Annotated in this window: 13 protein-coding genes; 8 read left to right on the forward strand and 5 right to left on the reverse strand. The window is 41.1% G+C overall.

The genetic code is table 11. From position 1 onward, the window contains the following. Window positions 1–10 precede the first annotated feature (10 nt). Window positions 11–721, forward strand: a complete 711-nt coding sequence (locus MKO06_RS10605; protein ID WP_241551147.1) for an SDR family oxidoreductase — start codon at window positions 11–13, stop codon at window positions 719–721. A gap of 179 nt (window positions 722–900) precedes the next feature. Beyond that, window positions 901–1650, forward strand: coding sequence for an SDR family oxidoreductase (locus MKO06_RS10610; RefSeq protein ID WP_241551148.1), 750 nt, complete (start codon window positions 901–903; stop codon window positions 1648–1650). A gap of 66 nt (window positions 1651–1716) precedes the next feature. Here MKO06_RS10610 and MKO06_RS10615 read toward each other — a convergent pair whose 3' ends face one another. Beyond that, window positions 1717–2712 (reverse strand): NADP-dependent oxidoreductase, encoded by a 996-nt coding sequence (locus MKO06_RS10615; protein WP_241551149.1) that lies wholly within the window; start codon window positions 2710–2712, stop codon window positions 1717–1719. 119 nt (window positions 2713–2831) lie between these two features. Here MKO06_RS10615 and MKO06_RS10620 point away from each other — a divergent pair, with 119 nt between their 5' ends. The 5 genes from MKO06_RS10620 (at window position 2832) to cysM (ending at window position 9443) form a co-directional block, all read left to right on the forward strand. After that, window positions 2832–5084: an FUSC family protein gene (locus MKO06_RS10620; RefSeq protein WP_241551150.1), complete on the forward strand. Its 2253-nt coding sequence runs from the start codon at window positions 2832–2834 to the stop codon at window positions 5082–5084. Continuing rightward, window positions 5077–5589, forward strand: coding sequence for a DUF6155 family protein (locus MKO06_RS10625; protein WP_241551151.1), 513 nt, complete (start codon window positions 5077–5079; stop codon window positions 5587–5589). The genes MKO06_RS10620 and MKO06_RS10625 overlap by 8 nt, the downstream gene beginning before the upstream one ends. Window position 5590: 1 nt before the next feature. After that, window positions 5591–7471 (forward strand): T9SS type B sorting domain-containing protein, encoded by a 1881-nt coding sequence (locus tag MKO06_RS10630; RefSeq protein WP_241551152.1) that lies wholly within the window; start codon window positions 5591–5593, stop codon window positions 7469–7471. Window positions 7472–7770: 299 nt separating this feature from the next. Further along, window positions 7771–8559: a serine O-acetyltransferase EpsC gene (epsC, locus tag MKO06_RS10635; protein WP_241551153.1), complete on the forward strand. Its 789-nt coding sequence runs from the start codon at window positions 7771–7773 to the stop codon at window positions 8557–8559. Next, window positions 8559–9443 carry a cysteine synthase CysM gene (gene cysM, locus MKO06_RS10640; RefSeq protein ID WP_241551154.1) on the forward strand — a complete coding sequence of 295 codons (885 nt, stop codon included), beginning with the start codon at window positions 8559–8561 and terminating at the stop codon, window positions 9441–9443. Before epsC ends, cysM begins: the two co-directional genes overlap by 1 nt. A gap of 153 nt (window positions 9444–9596) precedes the next feature. Here cysM and MKO06_RS10645 read toward each other — a convergent pair whose 3' ends face one another. Both MKO06_RS10645 and MKO06_RS10650 read right to left on the reverse strand, forming a co-directional pair. Further along, window positions 9597–10157 carry a hypothetical protein gene (locus MKO06_RS10645; protein WP_241551155.1) on the reverse strand — a complete coding sequence of 187 codons (561 nt, stop codon included), beginning with the start codon at window positions 10155–10157 and terminating at the stop codon, window positions 9597–9599. Window positions 10158–10257: 100 nt separating this feature from the next. After that, window positions 10258–10971, reverse strand: a complete 714-nt coding sequence (locus tag MKO06_RS10650; RefSeq protein WP_241551156.1) for a Crp/Fnr family transcriptional regulator — start codon at window positions 10969–10971, stop codon at window positions 10258–10260. Between the two features lie 210 nt (window positions 10972–11181). Between MKO06_RS10650 and MKO06_RS10655 the strand changes: the two genes are divergently transcribed. Next, window positions 11182–12696, forward strand: coding sequence for a DEAD/DEAH box helicase (locus tag MKO06_RS10655; RefSeq protein ID WP_241551157.1), 1515 nt, complete (start codon window positions 11182–11184; stop codon window positions 12694–12696). Here MKO06_RS10655 and MKO06_RS10660 read toward each other — a convergent pair. Further along, on the reverse strand, window positions 12693–13187 hold the full coding sequence (locus MKO06_RS10660) for a DoxX family protein (RefSeq protein ID WP_241551158.1): 495 nt from the start codon (window positions 13185–13187) through the stop codon (window positions 12693–12695). The genes MKO06_RS10655 and MKO06_RS10660 overlap by 4 nt on opposite strands. Before the next feature lie 85 nt (window positions 13188–13272). Next, complete coding sequence (locus tag MKO06_RS10665; protein WP_241551159.1) at window positions 13273–15567, reverse strand: penicillin-binding protein 1A; 2295 nt, start codon at window positions 15565–15567, stop codon at window positions 13273–13275. Window positions 15568–15753 lie beyond the last annotated feature (186 nt).

Genomic DNA, 15753 nt, shown 5'->3' on the forward strand with positions numbered 1-15753 from the left:
AAAGAAAACCATGAGTACACAAAATAAAACTGCCCTTGTAACAGGCGGAAGTAAAGGTATAGGTTTTGGCGTAGCCGAAACTCTTTTAGGTATGGGCTATAAAGTTGCAATTACAAGCCGGTCACTATCCTCAGCTGAAGAAGCTGCCAAAAAATTATCGGGAAAAGGAGAAGCCATGGGCGTGGAAGCCGATGTTCGCAACCTGGAAAGCCAGAAAAAAGCGGTTAAAAAGGTCCTGGATACCTGGGGCAGCCTGGATGTTCTTGTCGCCAATGCAGGGATTGGTCATTTTGGTTCGATCGAAGATCTAACCGAGGAACAATGGCAGGAAACAATCGATACCAACCTTACCGGGGTTTTCTTCAGCATCAAAGCCTCTGTGGATGCGCTAAAGAAATCCGAGGGATATATTATTACTATTTCCAGCCTTGCCGGTACTAACTTTTTCGCCGGCGGTGCCGCATATAACGCCAGTAAATTCGGTCTAACAGGCTTTACCCAGGCGGTAATGCTGGACCTTAGAGATCATGGAGTGAAAGTGAGCACCATTATGCCAGGATCGGTAGCTACACATTTTAACGGAAATGAACCTTCCAATAAGGATGCCTGGAAAATCCAGATCGAAGATATAGGAGAACTGGTTGGTGATCTTCTGAAAATGAATCCAAGAACGCTTCCGAGTAAAATCGAGGTACGACCATCTCAACCACCAAAAAAATAAGTTCGATTCTATTTAATTTCAAAAACCCGGATCATGATGATCCGGGTTTTTTATTTAACAATAGTAAAAACTTTAACAGCACGTCGTATTTGGGGTTAAATTGAATACAAAAAGGCAGGAATCCTCTTTATTCAGGCTCTCAGCCTTTAATTTTGAGTGAATCAAAAAATAAAATTGCAATGAGTATTAAAGGAAAAACAGTAATTATTACCGGCGCTTCAAGCGGAATTGGAGAGGCTACTGCACTTAAACTAGCCGGAGAGGGGATGAACGTGGTACTTACGGCCCGCCGGAAAGACAGACTGGAAGAACTGAAGTCTAAAATAGAAAGCGAGAACGCCGGGAAAGCACTCGTGGTTGAAGGAGATGTTACCAAGAAAGCCGATTTTGAGAAAGTAGTCAAAAAGACGAAAGAAGAATTTAAAACTATCGATGCTCTAATTAATAATGCAGGGCTGATGCCTTTGTCTTATGTAAAGAACCTGCATACAGATGAATGGGACCAGATGGTAGACGTTAATTTAAAAGGTGTCTTAAACGGTGTGGCTGCCGTGTTGCCGAGCATGATGGAGCAAAAAAGCGGAAATATCATCAATATCTCTTCCAGTGCCGGGCGAAAGATTTACCCGGGAGGAGCGGTTTATTGTGCAACTAAGGCTGCGGTTAAAATGTTTTCTGAAGGCTTAAGACAGGAGCTCGCACCAAAATTCAATATAAATGTTACCTCAATAGAACCTGGTTTTGTTGAAACTGAACTTACCAGCACCATTACCGATGACGAAATAAAAGAAGATCTTTTATCTAATTTTGAAGAAATGACCCCACTGCAGGCTGAAGATATCGCTGAATCTATCTTTTATGCATTATCGCAGCCAAAACGCGCTAATATTAACGACGTATATATCATGCCAACCGAACAGGCGCAGTAGGATAATTTATCCTGAAATTAAAAAGGTCCGCTAAAGCAGCGGACCTTTTTTTGTTAAATACTAAGTTTAGATCTTCACGAGCATCTTTCCGGTGTTTTTTCCTTCAAATAACTGGATAAATGCTTTAGGTGTATTTTCAAAACCGTTCACGATGGTTTCGTCATATTTCAGTTTGCCTTCCTGAAGCCAGCCAGCCAGTTGTTTAATGGCTGATTCGAATTCAGCCATATGATCTCTTACCAGGAAACCCTGCATAAGCGCAGATTTTTTAATGAGAATACCTTCAGGTCTTGGACCTGTTGGGATTTCGGTTTTGTTATAAATCGAAATAGCCCCGCAATTGATGATCCTCGCAGCTTTATTGATATTCTGAAGAGTGGCATCCAGGATCTCACCACCTACATTATCGAAATAGACATCCACGCCTTCCGGGCATGCTTCTTCAATGGCCTTTTTCATATCCTTAGTGGTTTTATAATTAATGCCATCATCAAAACCGAATTTCTCCTTTATATGCTGGATCTTTTCATCACTTCCTGCAATTCCCACCACCTTACAGCCTTTTATTTTTCCTATTTGTCCAACAACGCTGCCTACCGCTCCGGCAGCTCCTGAAACCAAAAGAGTTTCGCCAGACTTAAGGTCACCTATTTTATCAAGTGCCAGAAAGGCTGTAAGCCCGGTAAGACCTAAAACCCCGAGGTACGCCGAAAGGGGAGCTACAGCAGAATCGATTTTTCGTAAATTCTCACCCGAATGTACTTGTTTGGTTTTCCAGTCCAGCATGCCTATAACATGGTCGCCGGCTTCAAGTGTGGGGTTATGAGATTTCAGGACCTTTGCCACGATCATGGATTCGATGGGTTTTCCAACTTCAAAAGGTTCAATATAAGATTCCTCATCACGCATTCGTCCCCTTAAATAGGGATCCACAGAAATAAAGATGCTTTCGAGTAGAACCTGCCCGGCCTTTGGTTCCTGGCTCTCTATTTCCTGGAATTCAAAATCTGCTTCAGAAGGCTCTCCCTTGGGCCTGTTTTTTAAAATGATCTGCTTCTCCATATTTGATTTTTTTCTTTTCAAATTACTCTGAATTCAAGCTTTCCGCAAATAACTTATGCCAAATTCTCCTTAAATCCTGATATTTGATGCTTACAGAAGATTTTTAATCTCGATCCAGTTTGAAAGCAGTAATTAAGCAACATCAGCTCAATTTTATAAAATTCCTTAGAAGCACTGATTTCTCCAAGGCGATCGTGCTAACTATTGCCATCCTGGTTCCAATTGGGATTTTGTCATCTGTGGGCAAGCTAGAAATCGGGATCAGCATCGCGATGGGCTGCTTACTTTCCTCTCCAAGCGATGTCCCTGGAAGTTTTAAACATAAGGTCCTTGGAATTCTATCTGCGGTTCTTCTTGGAAGTGTTTCCTTTTTGATAGCGGGTTATGCCGCGAAAAACACCTACGCGATCTTACCCATGTTGTTCCTGATGATGTTCGGAGTTTCTTTCCTTTCGGTATATGGGTTCAGGGCTTCACTGGTCACATTTTCAGGTTTGCTTGCCGTGGTTCTGAGTTTTGCGAACCTGTCTACCGGGATCGAGATCTGGGAAAAATCCCTGCTTATCGCAGTGGGCGGTATTTGGTATCTATTGATAAGCATTGGCTGGTACTTCCTCAGGCCTCAAAGGGCTACGGAACAATTGCTTGGCGAGACCATGGAGCTTACTGCTGAATATCTCCGGCTCAGGTCCAGGTTATTACTGGGTTCCACTTCAGATGTAACCGAAATCCAAAAATCAATATTCACTAAACAGTCAGAGCTGAACGAGCATCATGAAAGCCTGCGGGAGATCCTTATCAGTTCCCGTACCACTTCTGGAAATTCGGGTTATACCAGGAAAAGGTTATTGATATTTATAGACCTGGTCGACATCCTGGAGCTGGCGATGGCTAACCCGCTGGATCATCAGCAAATGAAAACAGCCTTAAAAGACAACCAGGAAGAATTAAAACATTTGATGTCTTTTAATAACCTGATGGCCGAACAGCTGGAAAAAATGGCTATTTCGATCCATAGAAAATCAGAGTTACAGGATAACAGGCTCCCGGAACATCTTAAAAAAGCCAGGGAAGCATTTCGTCAGTTTAAATCAAAGGTTGATATACAGGAAAAAAGAGAATTATTGCTCATTTTTAGAAATTTGATCGATTACCAGGCAAAACAGGTTCAGAAGATCAATAATATCGATCGAATTCTTAGAAATCTGGAGGAAAATAAAAAGCTGGTTTATAAATCCAGGGAGGTTAAAAAATTTATTTCCCACCAGGATTATGATCTTAAGATCCTTGCTTTAAACTTTAATTTTGAATCGGCCATATTCAGGCATTCCCTGAGGCTGGCCATAATAGTGATAATTGGTTACCTGGTAGGTGAATATTTTTCGGTTCAAAATTCCTACTGGATCCTTTTAACCATTGTGGTGATCATGCGTCCTAATTACGGACTTACCAAAGAGCGAACCAGGAAGCGTATCGTTGGAACTCTTATTGGAGGCGCCATCGCGATCTCCATTGTTTATATCACGCAGAACCAGGCGGTATATACCATTCTTGGCCTGTTGTCACTAACACTCGCTTTTTCACTGATCCAGCGTAATTACACCACTGCGGCGATTTTTGTAACCCTGAGTATCATTTTCATTTACGCCATTTTAAAATCTGATGTTCTTGAAGTCATTCAATTCAGAATCGTTGATACCTTAATAGGTGCAGGCCTGGCTGCGCTGGGGAATCTTATTCTCTGGCCAAAATGGGAACTGCAGGGCATCAGGCCGGTTATTTCTGCCTCGGTAGAAGCAAACCGCCAGTATTTAGCTGAAATTGACTGGTACTATCATAGAAAGGATAAACTGCCAGTTTCGTATAAACTGGTACGCAAAAAGGCTTTCCTCGAAATTGGCAATTTAAGTGGCGCGTTCCAGAGAATGACGCAGGAACCAAGGTCAAAACAGGCTAATTTAGGCCTGGTATACGAGATCGTGGAGTTGAATCAGACCTTTCTTTCGGCATTGGCCTCACTGGGCACTTACATCAGGTCGCATCCAACCACAAAACCTTCAGAAGCCTTTGAGCAATACAGCAATGCCATTTCCAATAATTTGATTGGCAGTATTCAAATCCTGGAAGGTAAAAGACAGGAAGCTATTAAGAAAACAGAACTCGGAGAGGCCGGGAAATCCTTTCGGCAAAAATTTGATAAACTTGCAAGTGAAAGAGATGAGGAGATCAGGGCTGGGAAAATGCAGATCGATAGAAAAACCCGCCATATACTTCAGGAAGCACATCTGGTAATTGGCCAATTGGAATGGCTTTATGACCTATCTGAAAAGCTGGTTGAAAAAGTAAAAAGACTAAATGAAATAAATGAGTAAACGAGCCTTCAAAAAATATATCAAGACCCTTAAGAAAAAAGACCTGGAAGAGCAACTTCTGGATCTTTACGAGCGTTTCGACGAGGTAAGGGTCTATTATAACTTTGTGTTTAACCCCAACGAGGATAAACTGGTGAAGGAGGCAAAATTCAAGATCTCCAAAGAATATTTTCCTGTTAATTCCCGGAAACCTAAAAAAAGAAGGTCGGTTGCTCAAAAACTGGTAAAGCATTTCCTGAAATTAGAAATGGAACCACATTCCCTAACCGATGTGATGTTGTATAATATCGAGGTGGCCCAGGCCTATTCAAAAGACCAGGAAAGGATCACCGAAGCTTTTCAGAAGAGCATGTTCAAATCATTTGAGCAGGCGGTTGATTTTATGATCGAAAAAGGAATTTCGGCAGAGTTCACCGGAAGAATTCGGGTTATTGCTGAAGAAGCCGAAGCCCAGAACTGGGAGAACTCCTATCAGTTTCAACGTGTTTTAGACCGTTTTTTGTAAAATGATGAGAATTCTCACTGTCTTAATTATATTACTTCTAAGCCTTCAGGCACAGGCTCAACTCGGCTTCTGCAGCGGGAGTAAGGGCGACCCCATCTTTCATGAGGATTTTGGAAGCGGGACTGGAACCGGGGAGGAGCTTCCTCCGGGCGTTACCAGTTACACCTTTATCGAGGGCAGTGACCCATATGATGGGGAATACACGATCTCTGATAATATTGGGAACTCTATTACCTCATGGCACAATTCCTTACCTAATTCCACCGTGTCTAATGGAAGGGCCCTGATTGTGAATGCCGATTTTAATGCGGGACAATTCTATCGAATAGGTGTTTCGGGACTATGTGAAAATACAACTTACGAATTCTCTGCCTTTCTAATGAATGTTTATGACCGCGCAAGTAATGTTTGCGATGCTGGTGGTATTCCTATTAATGTAAGATTTGAAATATGGGATGAGACCGATTCGGTTTTATTGAAATCTGGGAATACAGGTGATATACAATCCAGTTTAACCGCAGAATGGGAGCAATATGCTCTTACTTTTTCTTCGGAACCCGGCCAGGAAGGTGTGATCTTAAAAATGTTCAACAACGGGGAAGGCGGCTGTGGAAACGATCTCGCGATCGATGATATTATTTTCAGGTCGTGTGGAGATCTTACCAGCATTTCGTCTGATGTTGGATCTGAGCTCCATTACGAGGTTTGCGAAGAGAATTCACCGGCTGAAATCAGGCTGGAAGCCGTTCCCGACTTTTCGGTCTATGAAGAACATTATTTCCAATGGCAGCAAAGCTTTGACGGTGAAAACTGGCGGGATATCGCCGGAGAAAATTCTTCGGTTTTTGAAGAGGATGAAATAGAGACAACTACTTATTTCCGGGTAAAGGTTGCCGAAGATCCCGCTAATTTACTTTCGAATGTATGTAGTTCAGCTTCCCAGTATTTCCAGGTGCAAATATTTGAAAGACCAGATGCGCCAGCCAGTGGCGGGAATATTTCAATTTGCAGCAATGAAAGCATTCCAGAGCTTCGAGTTTCAGCGAATGAAAATGAGGAGGTTTTCTGGTTCGATTCTGCTGCAGGTGGAAATCTTTTAGCTGAAAATTCCACAACATATAAACCAGAAACCGAAGGAACTTATTTTGCAGAAGCCAGGCTCCAGGGACTGGATTGTGCGGCCAGCCCGAGAACTGAAGTAAAACTGAGCATTTTCGAAATTCCTGAAGTTACTGATGAACTGCTTCAACTATGCCCTGATACGATGCTTGAACTGGATGCCGGCATAGAAGGGATGGAATACAGCTGGAACACAGGTGAAACCTCACAGGATATACTGGTGGATAGTCCGGGTACCTATTTCGTAGAAGTGTCAAATAGTAATGGATGCTCTTCACTGAAGACCATTGAGGTGATAAATGTTCCAAATGCCAGCATTTTGGAAGTGATCTCTGATGATGCATCGGTTGAAATCATCCCTGAATTCGAAGGGGATTTCGAGTACTCACTGGATGGGCTAAACTTTCAGGAATCGAATTATTTTGACTTTGTAGAAGGAGGGATCTACACGGCCTACATCAGGGATCTTGCGGCCTGCCAGGTAGAACAAATTGAATTCCCCCATATTGTGATCCCCAAATTCATCACTCCTAATAACGATGGCTATAATGATGAATTCAGGATAAAAGGCCTGAATTATTTTGAATCTTCGGTTATAAGGATCTTTGACAGGTATGGGAAACTGCTAAAAGTGGGACCTGGCACAAATTTTTCCTGGACCGGGCAGTATAACGGGGCAGCCCTTCCTGCTGCAGATTACTGGTATGAAATAAGGATCGATGGTTACCCGCCCGAAACCGGGAATTTTTCGCTGGTAAGATAAATGAAAAGCCACCTTTTAGAGGTGGCTTGATAAACAAAGTATTTTCACTAAAAATTAATTTTTAGGCTTACTTGGTTTTTGTTTTTTGACCTGCCAGGAGATTTCGAATTATTTTTTAATCAGAAATTCCTTAAATAAGGCAGCATGTTTATTCCCTAATTTAATCAGTCTTTAAATAGCCTGTTTCTTTCTTAGTAAAAGTTTAACTAAGCACCTGGATGAATTGCCGCGTTGAAAACCAGAATTTAGCTGGCTAGTTTATTCTTTTAAGTAAATTTGAATTATAATACTATTGCGCTATGGAATTGCAAAAAATTATAGACCAGATCGAATCTCAAAAGAATCTCCCCAATCTTAATTTAAGCATTAAGGAAAAAACCGAAAAATTCACCCAAAAACTCTTCCATACCCTTTTTGACAAACAAACTCCGGTAAGGGATAATCTTATGGAGCTGGGCATGGATTTCGAGGTTCTGGCGAAACTGGTTTGCTGGGAACCTGGTTCACCCTGCCAGGATATCTGGAGCGATTATATAGAATTGCTTCCGGGAATTCTGGAAAAGTTACACCTGGATGCACAGGCCATTGCACAAAACGATCCGGCAGCTAATTCGGTAGAGGAAGTTTACCTGTCCTATCCTGGATTTTATGCGATTGCCATTTACAGGTTCAGTCATGAGCTGTATAAGTTTGGCCTGCCGTTGGTTCCGCGCCTTATGACCGAATGTGCCCATAGCAGTACAGGAACAGATATCAATCCTGGAGCGCAAATTGGGAATTCATTTTTTATTGATCATGCAACAGGAGTTGTTATTGGTGAAACTGCCGTTATTGAAGATAATGTTAAGATATACCAGGGGGTAACCCTGGGTGCTCTAACTGTAGATAAGACCCTGCGCAATATTAAAAGGCATCCAACCATCGAAAGGAATGTGACGATTTACGCCAATGCAACCATACTAGGCGGTGAGACGGTTATAGGAGAAAACAGCATTATAGGAGGGAATGTCTGGTTGACCAAATCGGTTCCAAAGAATTCAATGGTTTCGCATACACCTCAGATAAGCATTAAAAACAACGCTAAATAATGAATCAATCAATTTTAGACCTGGTAGGAAATACGCCGCTTGTAAAGTCAAACAGAATACTTCAGAAAGATGGGGTTGAATTGTATTTTAAACTGGAAGGTCAGAATCCCGGTGGCAGTGTTAAAGACAGGGCGGCCTATAATATGATCAAGAGTGCCCTGGATAGAGGAGAAATCTCTAAAGAGACCAAATTAATTGAAGCAACCAGCGGAAATACAGGTATCGCACTTGCCATGATCGCAGGCATTTTTGGTTTGAACATTGAACTGATTATGCCTGAAAACTCTACCGTAGAGAGGGTTCAAACCATGAGAGCTTATGGTGCGAAGGTTATTTTGACCAGTGCCGAAGATGGGATTGAAGGTTCCAGGGATTATGCAGAGGAAAAAATGAGAACTGGCGATTATTTTATGTTGAACCAGTTCGGGAATGATGATAACTGGAAAGCTCACCTTAAAACCACCGGTCCCGAGATCTGGAGAGATACCAAGCATAAGATCACTCATTTTGTATCGTCCATGGGTACTACCGGGACTATCATGGGAACCAGCACCTATCTAAAAGAAAAGAATCAGGACATTCAAATTGTTGGAGTTCAACCTACCGATGATTCCAGGATTCCGGGGATAAGAAAGTGGCCAAAAGCTTATTTGCCAAGTATATTCGATCCCGGAAAAGTAGATCGTATTCTTGAGGTTAGTGAAAAAGAAGCCGTTGATATGAGCAGGCGATTAGCTGAGGAAGAAGGCATCTTTGCCGGGATGAGCAGTGGTGGTGCAGCTGCTGCAGCTCTCAGGCTTTGTAATGAACTGGAAAGCGGTTTGGTGGTAAGTATTGTTTGTGACAGGGGAGACAGGTATTTGTCGTCTGATTTATTTGAATAAAGAAAGACTGTATAAAAGTGGAAGGTTAACTCTGTTTGAATCGATCAGATAGATCAATATTAACTACTATTACATTTCAACATTTCCTGTCTCATGATGAGATAAGACAATCTTTCACTTTTATACAGTCTGTAGAATTTTAATTATACTCTGTTACTCATTTGAGATAACAGCCACTCCGGTTACTCTGTTTGGAGTGATTTTAAGTTTCTCCTTACTACTACCATTTTTCATTTTTATGGTGTAAGTTTCCTTATCGATTTCATCTTCTCTACCAGAGGCAACATACTTATTTTCGGTCATAACCCAGCCATTTCCATAGGCTTTATATAACTGGTTGCGAATTTCTGATGGAAGAGCGATGTCATTAAATTTCTGATAGGTATTTTTAAGACTACCATCTGAATCATAAGTAGCCATTAAAAGACCTTTAGGACTTTGAACCCTAACACTAATTTCTTCATTTTTATCAGGCTCATGAATTTTTAGAAACTCATTAATGTTGAAATTCTCTTTTAAAAATTTCACTGCGTCTTTCTCAAATTGTTTCGCATAGGATTCTTTAACCCTAATGACACCTTTTGTGTAATCTTCAAAGACAACCTGAGCTGTTGGTTCAAAAGTTAAACTGGTTTCTTCCAGTTGAATAACTTCTTGTGAATAGGATGTAAAAACCCATCCTGCTACGATTAGAAAAGTGATGAACTTTTTCATGATGAATAATTTAAATTGATGAATAATTGATTTTTAATGATGCTGCAAGATAAAATATAAATCACTCATTATAAACTACCTAAGTAGCACAACAGAGCTTTCATAACTTTTTATTTTGATTGTTCAACTCTTTAAGAAGAATGGAAATATCCCTGATCTGCACCTTATTTCGAGATACTTTAATGGAACCATTGCGTTTTAATTTCTGAAGATGCCGGTTCACCACTGCGCGGGTAGAACCTATCAAATTCGCGATTTCCTTGTTAGGAAGATCATTGATATGCTGAAGACGATTTGAACTGTAATCAACGTTGCTTAGCAAGAGTTTTAAGAGACGTGTGGAAATATCAGTGAATATTAATTGGGAAACATTCTCTTCCAGCATTCTCATCATCTTACCGGCGTAGGAAAGAAATCCCTGGTAATAAGCTGGATTTTTTTTCAACCAGTCTCTTAAATCGTCCATAGGGACCGCCAATACCTTAAGCGGATCTATACACTCATAATAAACCTGGTGCTGTACGCCGTCCAGCAGGCAGAATAGATCAAAAACATCTCCTTTCTTCAGTAGAAATAAAGTGTGTTCCTTTTCACTAAAATCGTCTACATTATACATTTTAACCCTTCCAGACACGATGATAAAAAAATGAAACAAGAATTTCTGGTGATTGATAAAGCAGGATTCCCTGGGCCATTCTTCTTCATGAAAATGGTTCAGGAGGTCATTCCACTGTTTCTCATCCATGCCCTGGAAAAGCTCGCATCTATTTAAGGTAGAACCGTATTTTTTATATAACTCATTCGTATTTGCCAAATCCTGAAGCTAGTTTTAAATTAAAACAAAAAAACTGGGGGGAATTGGTAAAGCTAAAGCGGTGTGAAAATCTTCCGTTATGGGAAGGAAGCCTCACAAATTTACAATTTTTTGCTGAATGCTATTTTTCAGGCCGCAGAAACCTTCAGTAAATTTTTTATAAACCTTAAAATGCCTTATTTTTGCAAAATTGCTCACTTAACTGAATTTATGGCGGTAGAAACATTTGGAATTGAAAAAAAGAAGGTAGACAAACAACTTTACGATTACCAGCAAAAGGATATCAACAAGATATTCGGGGTAATAGAAGAACATCCCGAACGATATAACCTGTTGTACCAGCTTCCTACCGGAGGTGGTAAAACAGTGATCTTTTCCCAGATGACCAGGGAATATATTCAGCGAACCAATAAAAAGGTGCTAATCCTAACGCACCGAATCGAATTGTGTAAGCAAACTTCAAAAATGCTTTCAGGCTTTGGGGTTAGAAATAAGATCATCAACTCTAAAGTAAAGGAACTTCCAGACCAGGATGAATATATGTGTTTCGTGGCGATGGTTGAAACCCTGAACAATCGTTTGAACGACGAAAAGCTGGAACTTTCAGATATTGGATTGGTGATTATTGATGAAGCTCATTATAATTCATTCAGGAAACTGTTCAAATTCTTCGAAAAGTGTTTTATACTCGGTGTAACCGCTACGCCATTGAGTTCCAATATCAAACTTCCAATGAAAGATAATTACAGGGAGCTCATCGTTGGGGATTCAATTTCTTCCCTTATAGAAAAAGGATTCCTGGCTAAAGCGAATATCTACAGTTATAATGTTGGTCTAACCACTCTTAAGGTTGGGATGAACGGGGATTACACGGTAAAATCTTCAGAAGAACTGTATTCGAATTACAGTATGCAGGAAAAGCTGCTTACAGCTTATTACGAAAAATCCAAAGGAAAAAAGACCCTGATCTTCAACAATGGTATCAATACCTCTGTTGAAGTATATCATACCTTTAAGAATGCCGGGCTTCCAATCAGGCACCTGGATAATACCACGAGCAAACAGGACCGAAAGGATATTCTTAAATGGTTTAAACATACTCCCGATGCTATTGTGACTTCGGTAAGTATTCTTACCACCGGATTCGATGAGCCCACTGTCGAAACCATTATTCTTAATCGCGCTACAAAATCACTAACCCTTTATTTCCAGATGATTGGTAGGGGATCACGAGTTCTTAAAGACAAAAGTGAATTCACAGTGATAGACCTTGGGAACAACATGGCCAGGTTTGGCCACTGGAGCACCCCGGTAGACTGGAAACAGATCTTTCGATCACCAGATTTCTATTTTGAAAACCTTCTTAGTGACGAAGAGATCGAAAGGGAATTTCAGTATGAAATGCCTCCAGAGATCAGGGAAAAGTTTTCAAATACCAACGACGTAAGCTTTAATGTGGAAGAGGCCTACGACGAAGTGATCAAAAAAGGACTCAAATCCAAGTCGGTACTCGAATGGTCGATGGAGCAGCATGTAAAAATGTGTGTGGAAAACAGCGAAGATGTTTTTGATGCGAGGATCCTTGCCCAGGAATTGAAGGACGACATTGCCTCAAGGATCAAGCAGTATTCTTATTGTATTAGTAAAAGCACCAAGAATTACAGGGACTGGCTCGAGGAAGATTATTCCAGGAAATTAAGAATGGCGATCAACAAGGAGTTTTAGGGCTTGTGTTGAGCATCTGAAGATTTAATATCTCTTTCAACAAACTCCGGTTCCCTAACAGTACCGCCAATCACGATACCTGCACTTATTAATATCAGGTTCTTGATCACGTACTGCCCCTCCATACTAAGTATTAGGGGGAATTCTTTAAAACAAACTTCGGGGTGAATAATGAGTGGTAGAAAAGTACCGGGCATTTGAAAAACCAGCAGAAGTATGGCCAGCCTGATTAATTTTTTGAAGATCAGGAATAGTCCGATAAGAATTTCCCAGATCCCTAGAACAGGGATGAAAACTTCGGGTTTCAACCAGAACACCGTGATCTCAACGATTTCTGTTGCAGGGCTGTCCCCGGTAATTTTAAGGCTGCCAAACCATATGAAAACCAGGGCAAGAGAATATCTAAGTATGGTCTTTCCATAAACATACATCCAGCGGGAAATTTTATAATCCAGCTGTTTGATCTTTGAAACATCACCGTTTTTATTCATTTTACTGAATAGGTTTTCTTAAAACTAGTGAATATTACTTAGAATATCTGGCTGACTAAAAGCGATTTAGATATTTAGAAGGATCTTAATTATCATCTTTTTTTCCAAAAAGGCGTTTAAAAAATCCTTTTTTCTTTTTCTCCTTTTTTGGTTCGCTGGATTTTTCATCTTTTCCAGAAAATAATCTTTCTAAAAAATTATCTCTTTCCTGTGGGGGACATTCCATCATGTCCCTTAGGGAAGGGGACAGGGGTTCAAACCTGGCATTAGTGATCTTACTGAATTCTGAATCGGCATTCAATTGCTGCATCAATTTCGCAAAAATAGGCAGGGCCGTATTCGCACCCTGGCCTATAGCCGTGTTCTTAAAGCCTATACGGTGATCGTCTGCGCCTACCCAGGTAAGGCAAACCAGGTTTGGTGTGATCCCAACGAACCAGCCATCCTTGTTGTCCTGCGTTGTACCAGTTTTCCCGGCAATATCGTTCTGAAGACCGTAGGAATAGCGCAGCCTTGAAGCGGTCCCTTCGTTAACTGTAGCTTCCATCATATTGATCATGATCTTCCTGGTTTCGTCACTAAAGGCTTTATTTGCTGAAATCTTTGGTTCGAATTTCGCCAGGGTATTTCCATTCGCATCCTGGATATGGGTTATATAAAAAGGTTTGGAAGTATAACCTTCATTTACATAACTGGTATAGGCACTGGTAAGTTCACTTAGAGAAAGTGAAGCCGTTCCCAGGGCAATGGATGGAACTGCTGGAAGTTTGGATTCAATTCCCATTCTTCTGGCCTGTTCTATTACATTTCCTATGCCTGTTTCCATAAGAACCTTCACGGCAATGGTATTCATTGATTTGCTTAGTGCCGTCTTTAAGTTATAGTTCATATGCGGATCATCTCCTTCTGAAGAAGAATTAGAAGGCGTCCAGCCGTCTTCATAGGTCACTTCCCTGACCGAAAAATAACTGCAGGGATCCATACCGCTTTCAAGTGCAGCCGTGTAGACTATTGGTTTAAAGGTTGAACCAACCTGTCTTTTACTTTGAGAAACATGGTCATATTTAAAAAATCTGAAGTCAACCCCGCCAACCCAGGCCTTAACCGATCCGGTTTGTGGCTCCACCGCCAGCAGACCTGAATTCACAAATTTCAGGTAATGAACCAGGCTGTCTATAGTGCTGATATTCTTGGTTTTAATGCCGTCATATTCAAAAACCTCGGTAGGGTGTTTTTCTTCCAGCCGGGTTCTGATCTCGCTTTCATTCAGTCCCTGTTTTTGTAATTTCTGATAGCTCTCGGTTTTTTTCAATGCATCATTGAGTATCTCCTTATTCCGAATCCAGGGCGCATAATTTCCGTAGGATTTCTCATGCTGAACCTGGAGCTCTGCCATATGTTCCCGCATGGCTTCCTCGGCCAGTTGCTGCATCTTAAAATCGAGGGTGGTATGAACGATCAATCCATCCCGGTAAATATTGAATTTTTTTCCATCCTTATTTTTAAGGGTATCAAGTATCCCGGTTACATCCTTACGAACCTGTTCCCTGAAGTAGGGCGCGATCCCTTCGTCATGACTGTAACTTTTGTAGTCGAGGAGAAGAGGCAGCATTTTGGCTTCTTCGGCTTCTGCTTGTGTTAGGTAATCATATTTGGCCATTTGCATAAGCACCACATCCCTTCTTAACCGGCTGCGCTCCGGAAAGATCCTGGGATTATAATAATGGCTGGCCTTCAGCATACCTATGAGCACGGCGCTTTCTTCCAGGTTTAATTCTGAAGTATTCTTGTTAAAGAACTTCAGGGAAGCACTTTCAATTCCGTAGGTATTATCGCTAAAAGGAACGGTATTCAGGTAGAGTTCGAGAATGTCATTTTTTGAATAGATGTCTTCCAGGCGTTTGGCGATAATGGCCTCCTGCATCTTATTGATCACGATCCCGAACATCCCGAAATCACGTCTTCCATATAGATTTTTGGCAAGCTGAAGCGTGATGGTACTTCCACCGCCTGCCGACTCGTCCTGGAGCAAAATAGACTTAAAAAAGACCCGTAGCAAACTTCGGTTATCGATCCCGTCATGTTCATAGAACCTGGCGTCTTCGGTTGCGATCAGCGCTTCTATAAGGTGAGGGGGAAATTCTGAAAAATCTATAGGCTGCCGGTCATATACATAGAATTTGCCAATAAGTTCACCATTAGAGGCCAGCACCTGCGTTGCCTTGTTCTGGTTAAGCTGACTTAGCTCACTGGAACTGGGTATCTTTCCCCACATTCCAAAATAAATACTTCCGAAGAATAAAAAGAAAAGTGCGATCCCGCTTAAGACTATGATCAGTGTCCATTTAAGTTTGGGGTGTCTTTTTATTTTGCTTAACATCCGTTTATTTGAAATTGCTGCAAATAAACAAATGTTTGACCCAGTCGGTTCAATTTTAAGCTAATTTTAATCTTTTTTAACCAAATATTATAGCCGGTAAACTAATGTCTACCGGCTAGTTTGAAAGTATATTCATACAAGTAAGATTTTAAGGGTCCTTGATCTGAATGATCTTATTTGATGACT

Origin of the sequence: Christiangramia oceanisediminis (assembly GCF_022570735.2) — a bacterium.
GTDB classification, from domain to species: Bacteria; Bacteroidota; Bacteroidia; order Flavobacteriales; family Flavobacteriaceae; genus Christiangramia; species Christiangramia oceanisediminis.

Coding starts and splice junctions, on each gene's coding strand:
- MKO06_RS10605 (WP_241551147.1), top strand. CDS start 11: ATGAGTACACAAAATAAAACTGCCCTTGTAACAGGCGGAAGTAAAGGT.
- MKO06_RS10610 (WP_241551148.1), top strand. CDS start 901: ATGAGTATTAAAGGAAAAACAGTAATTATTACCGGCGCTTCAAGCGGA.
- MKO06_RS10615 (WP_241551149.1), bottom strand. CDS start 2,712: ATGGAGAAGCAGATCATTTTAAAAAACAGGCCCAAGGGAGAGCCTTCT.
- MKO06_RS10625 (WP_241551151.1), top strand. CDS start 5,077: ATGAGTAAACGAGCCTTCAAAAAATATATCAAGACCCTTAAGAAAAAA.
- MKO06_RS10630 (WP_241551152.1), top strand. CDS start 5,591: ATGATGAGAATTCTCACTGTCTTAATTATATTACTTCTAAGCCTTCAG.
- epsC (WP_241551153.1), top strand. CDS start 7,771: ATGGAATTGCAAAAAATTATAGACCAGATCGAATCTCAAAAGAATCTC.
- cysM (WP_241551154.1), top strand. CDS start 8,559: ATGAATCAATCAATTTTAGACCTGGTAGGAAATACGCCGCTTGTAAAG.
- MKO06_RS10645 (WP_241551155.1), bottom strand. CDS start 10,157: ATGAAAAAGTTCATCACTTTTCTAATCGTAGCAGGATGGGTTTTTACA.
- MKO06_RS10655 (WP_241551157.1), top strand. CDS start 11,182: ATGGCGGTAGAAACATTTGGAATTGAAAAAAAGAAGGTAGACAAACAA.
- MKO06_RS10660 (WP_241551158.1), bottom strand. CDS start 13,187: ATGAATAAAAACGGTGATGTTTCAAAGATCAAACAGCTGGATTATAAA.
- MKO06_RS10665 (WP_241551159.1), bottom strand. CDS start 15,567: ATGTTAAGCAAAATAAAAAGACACCCCAAACTTAAATGGACACTGATC.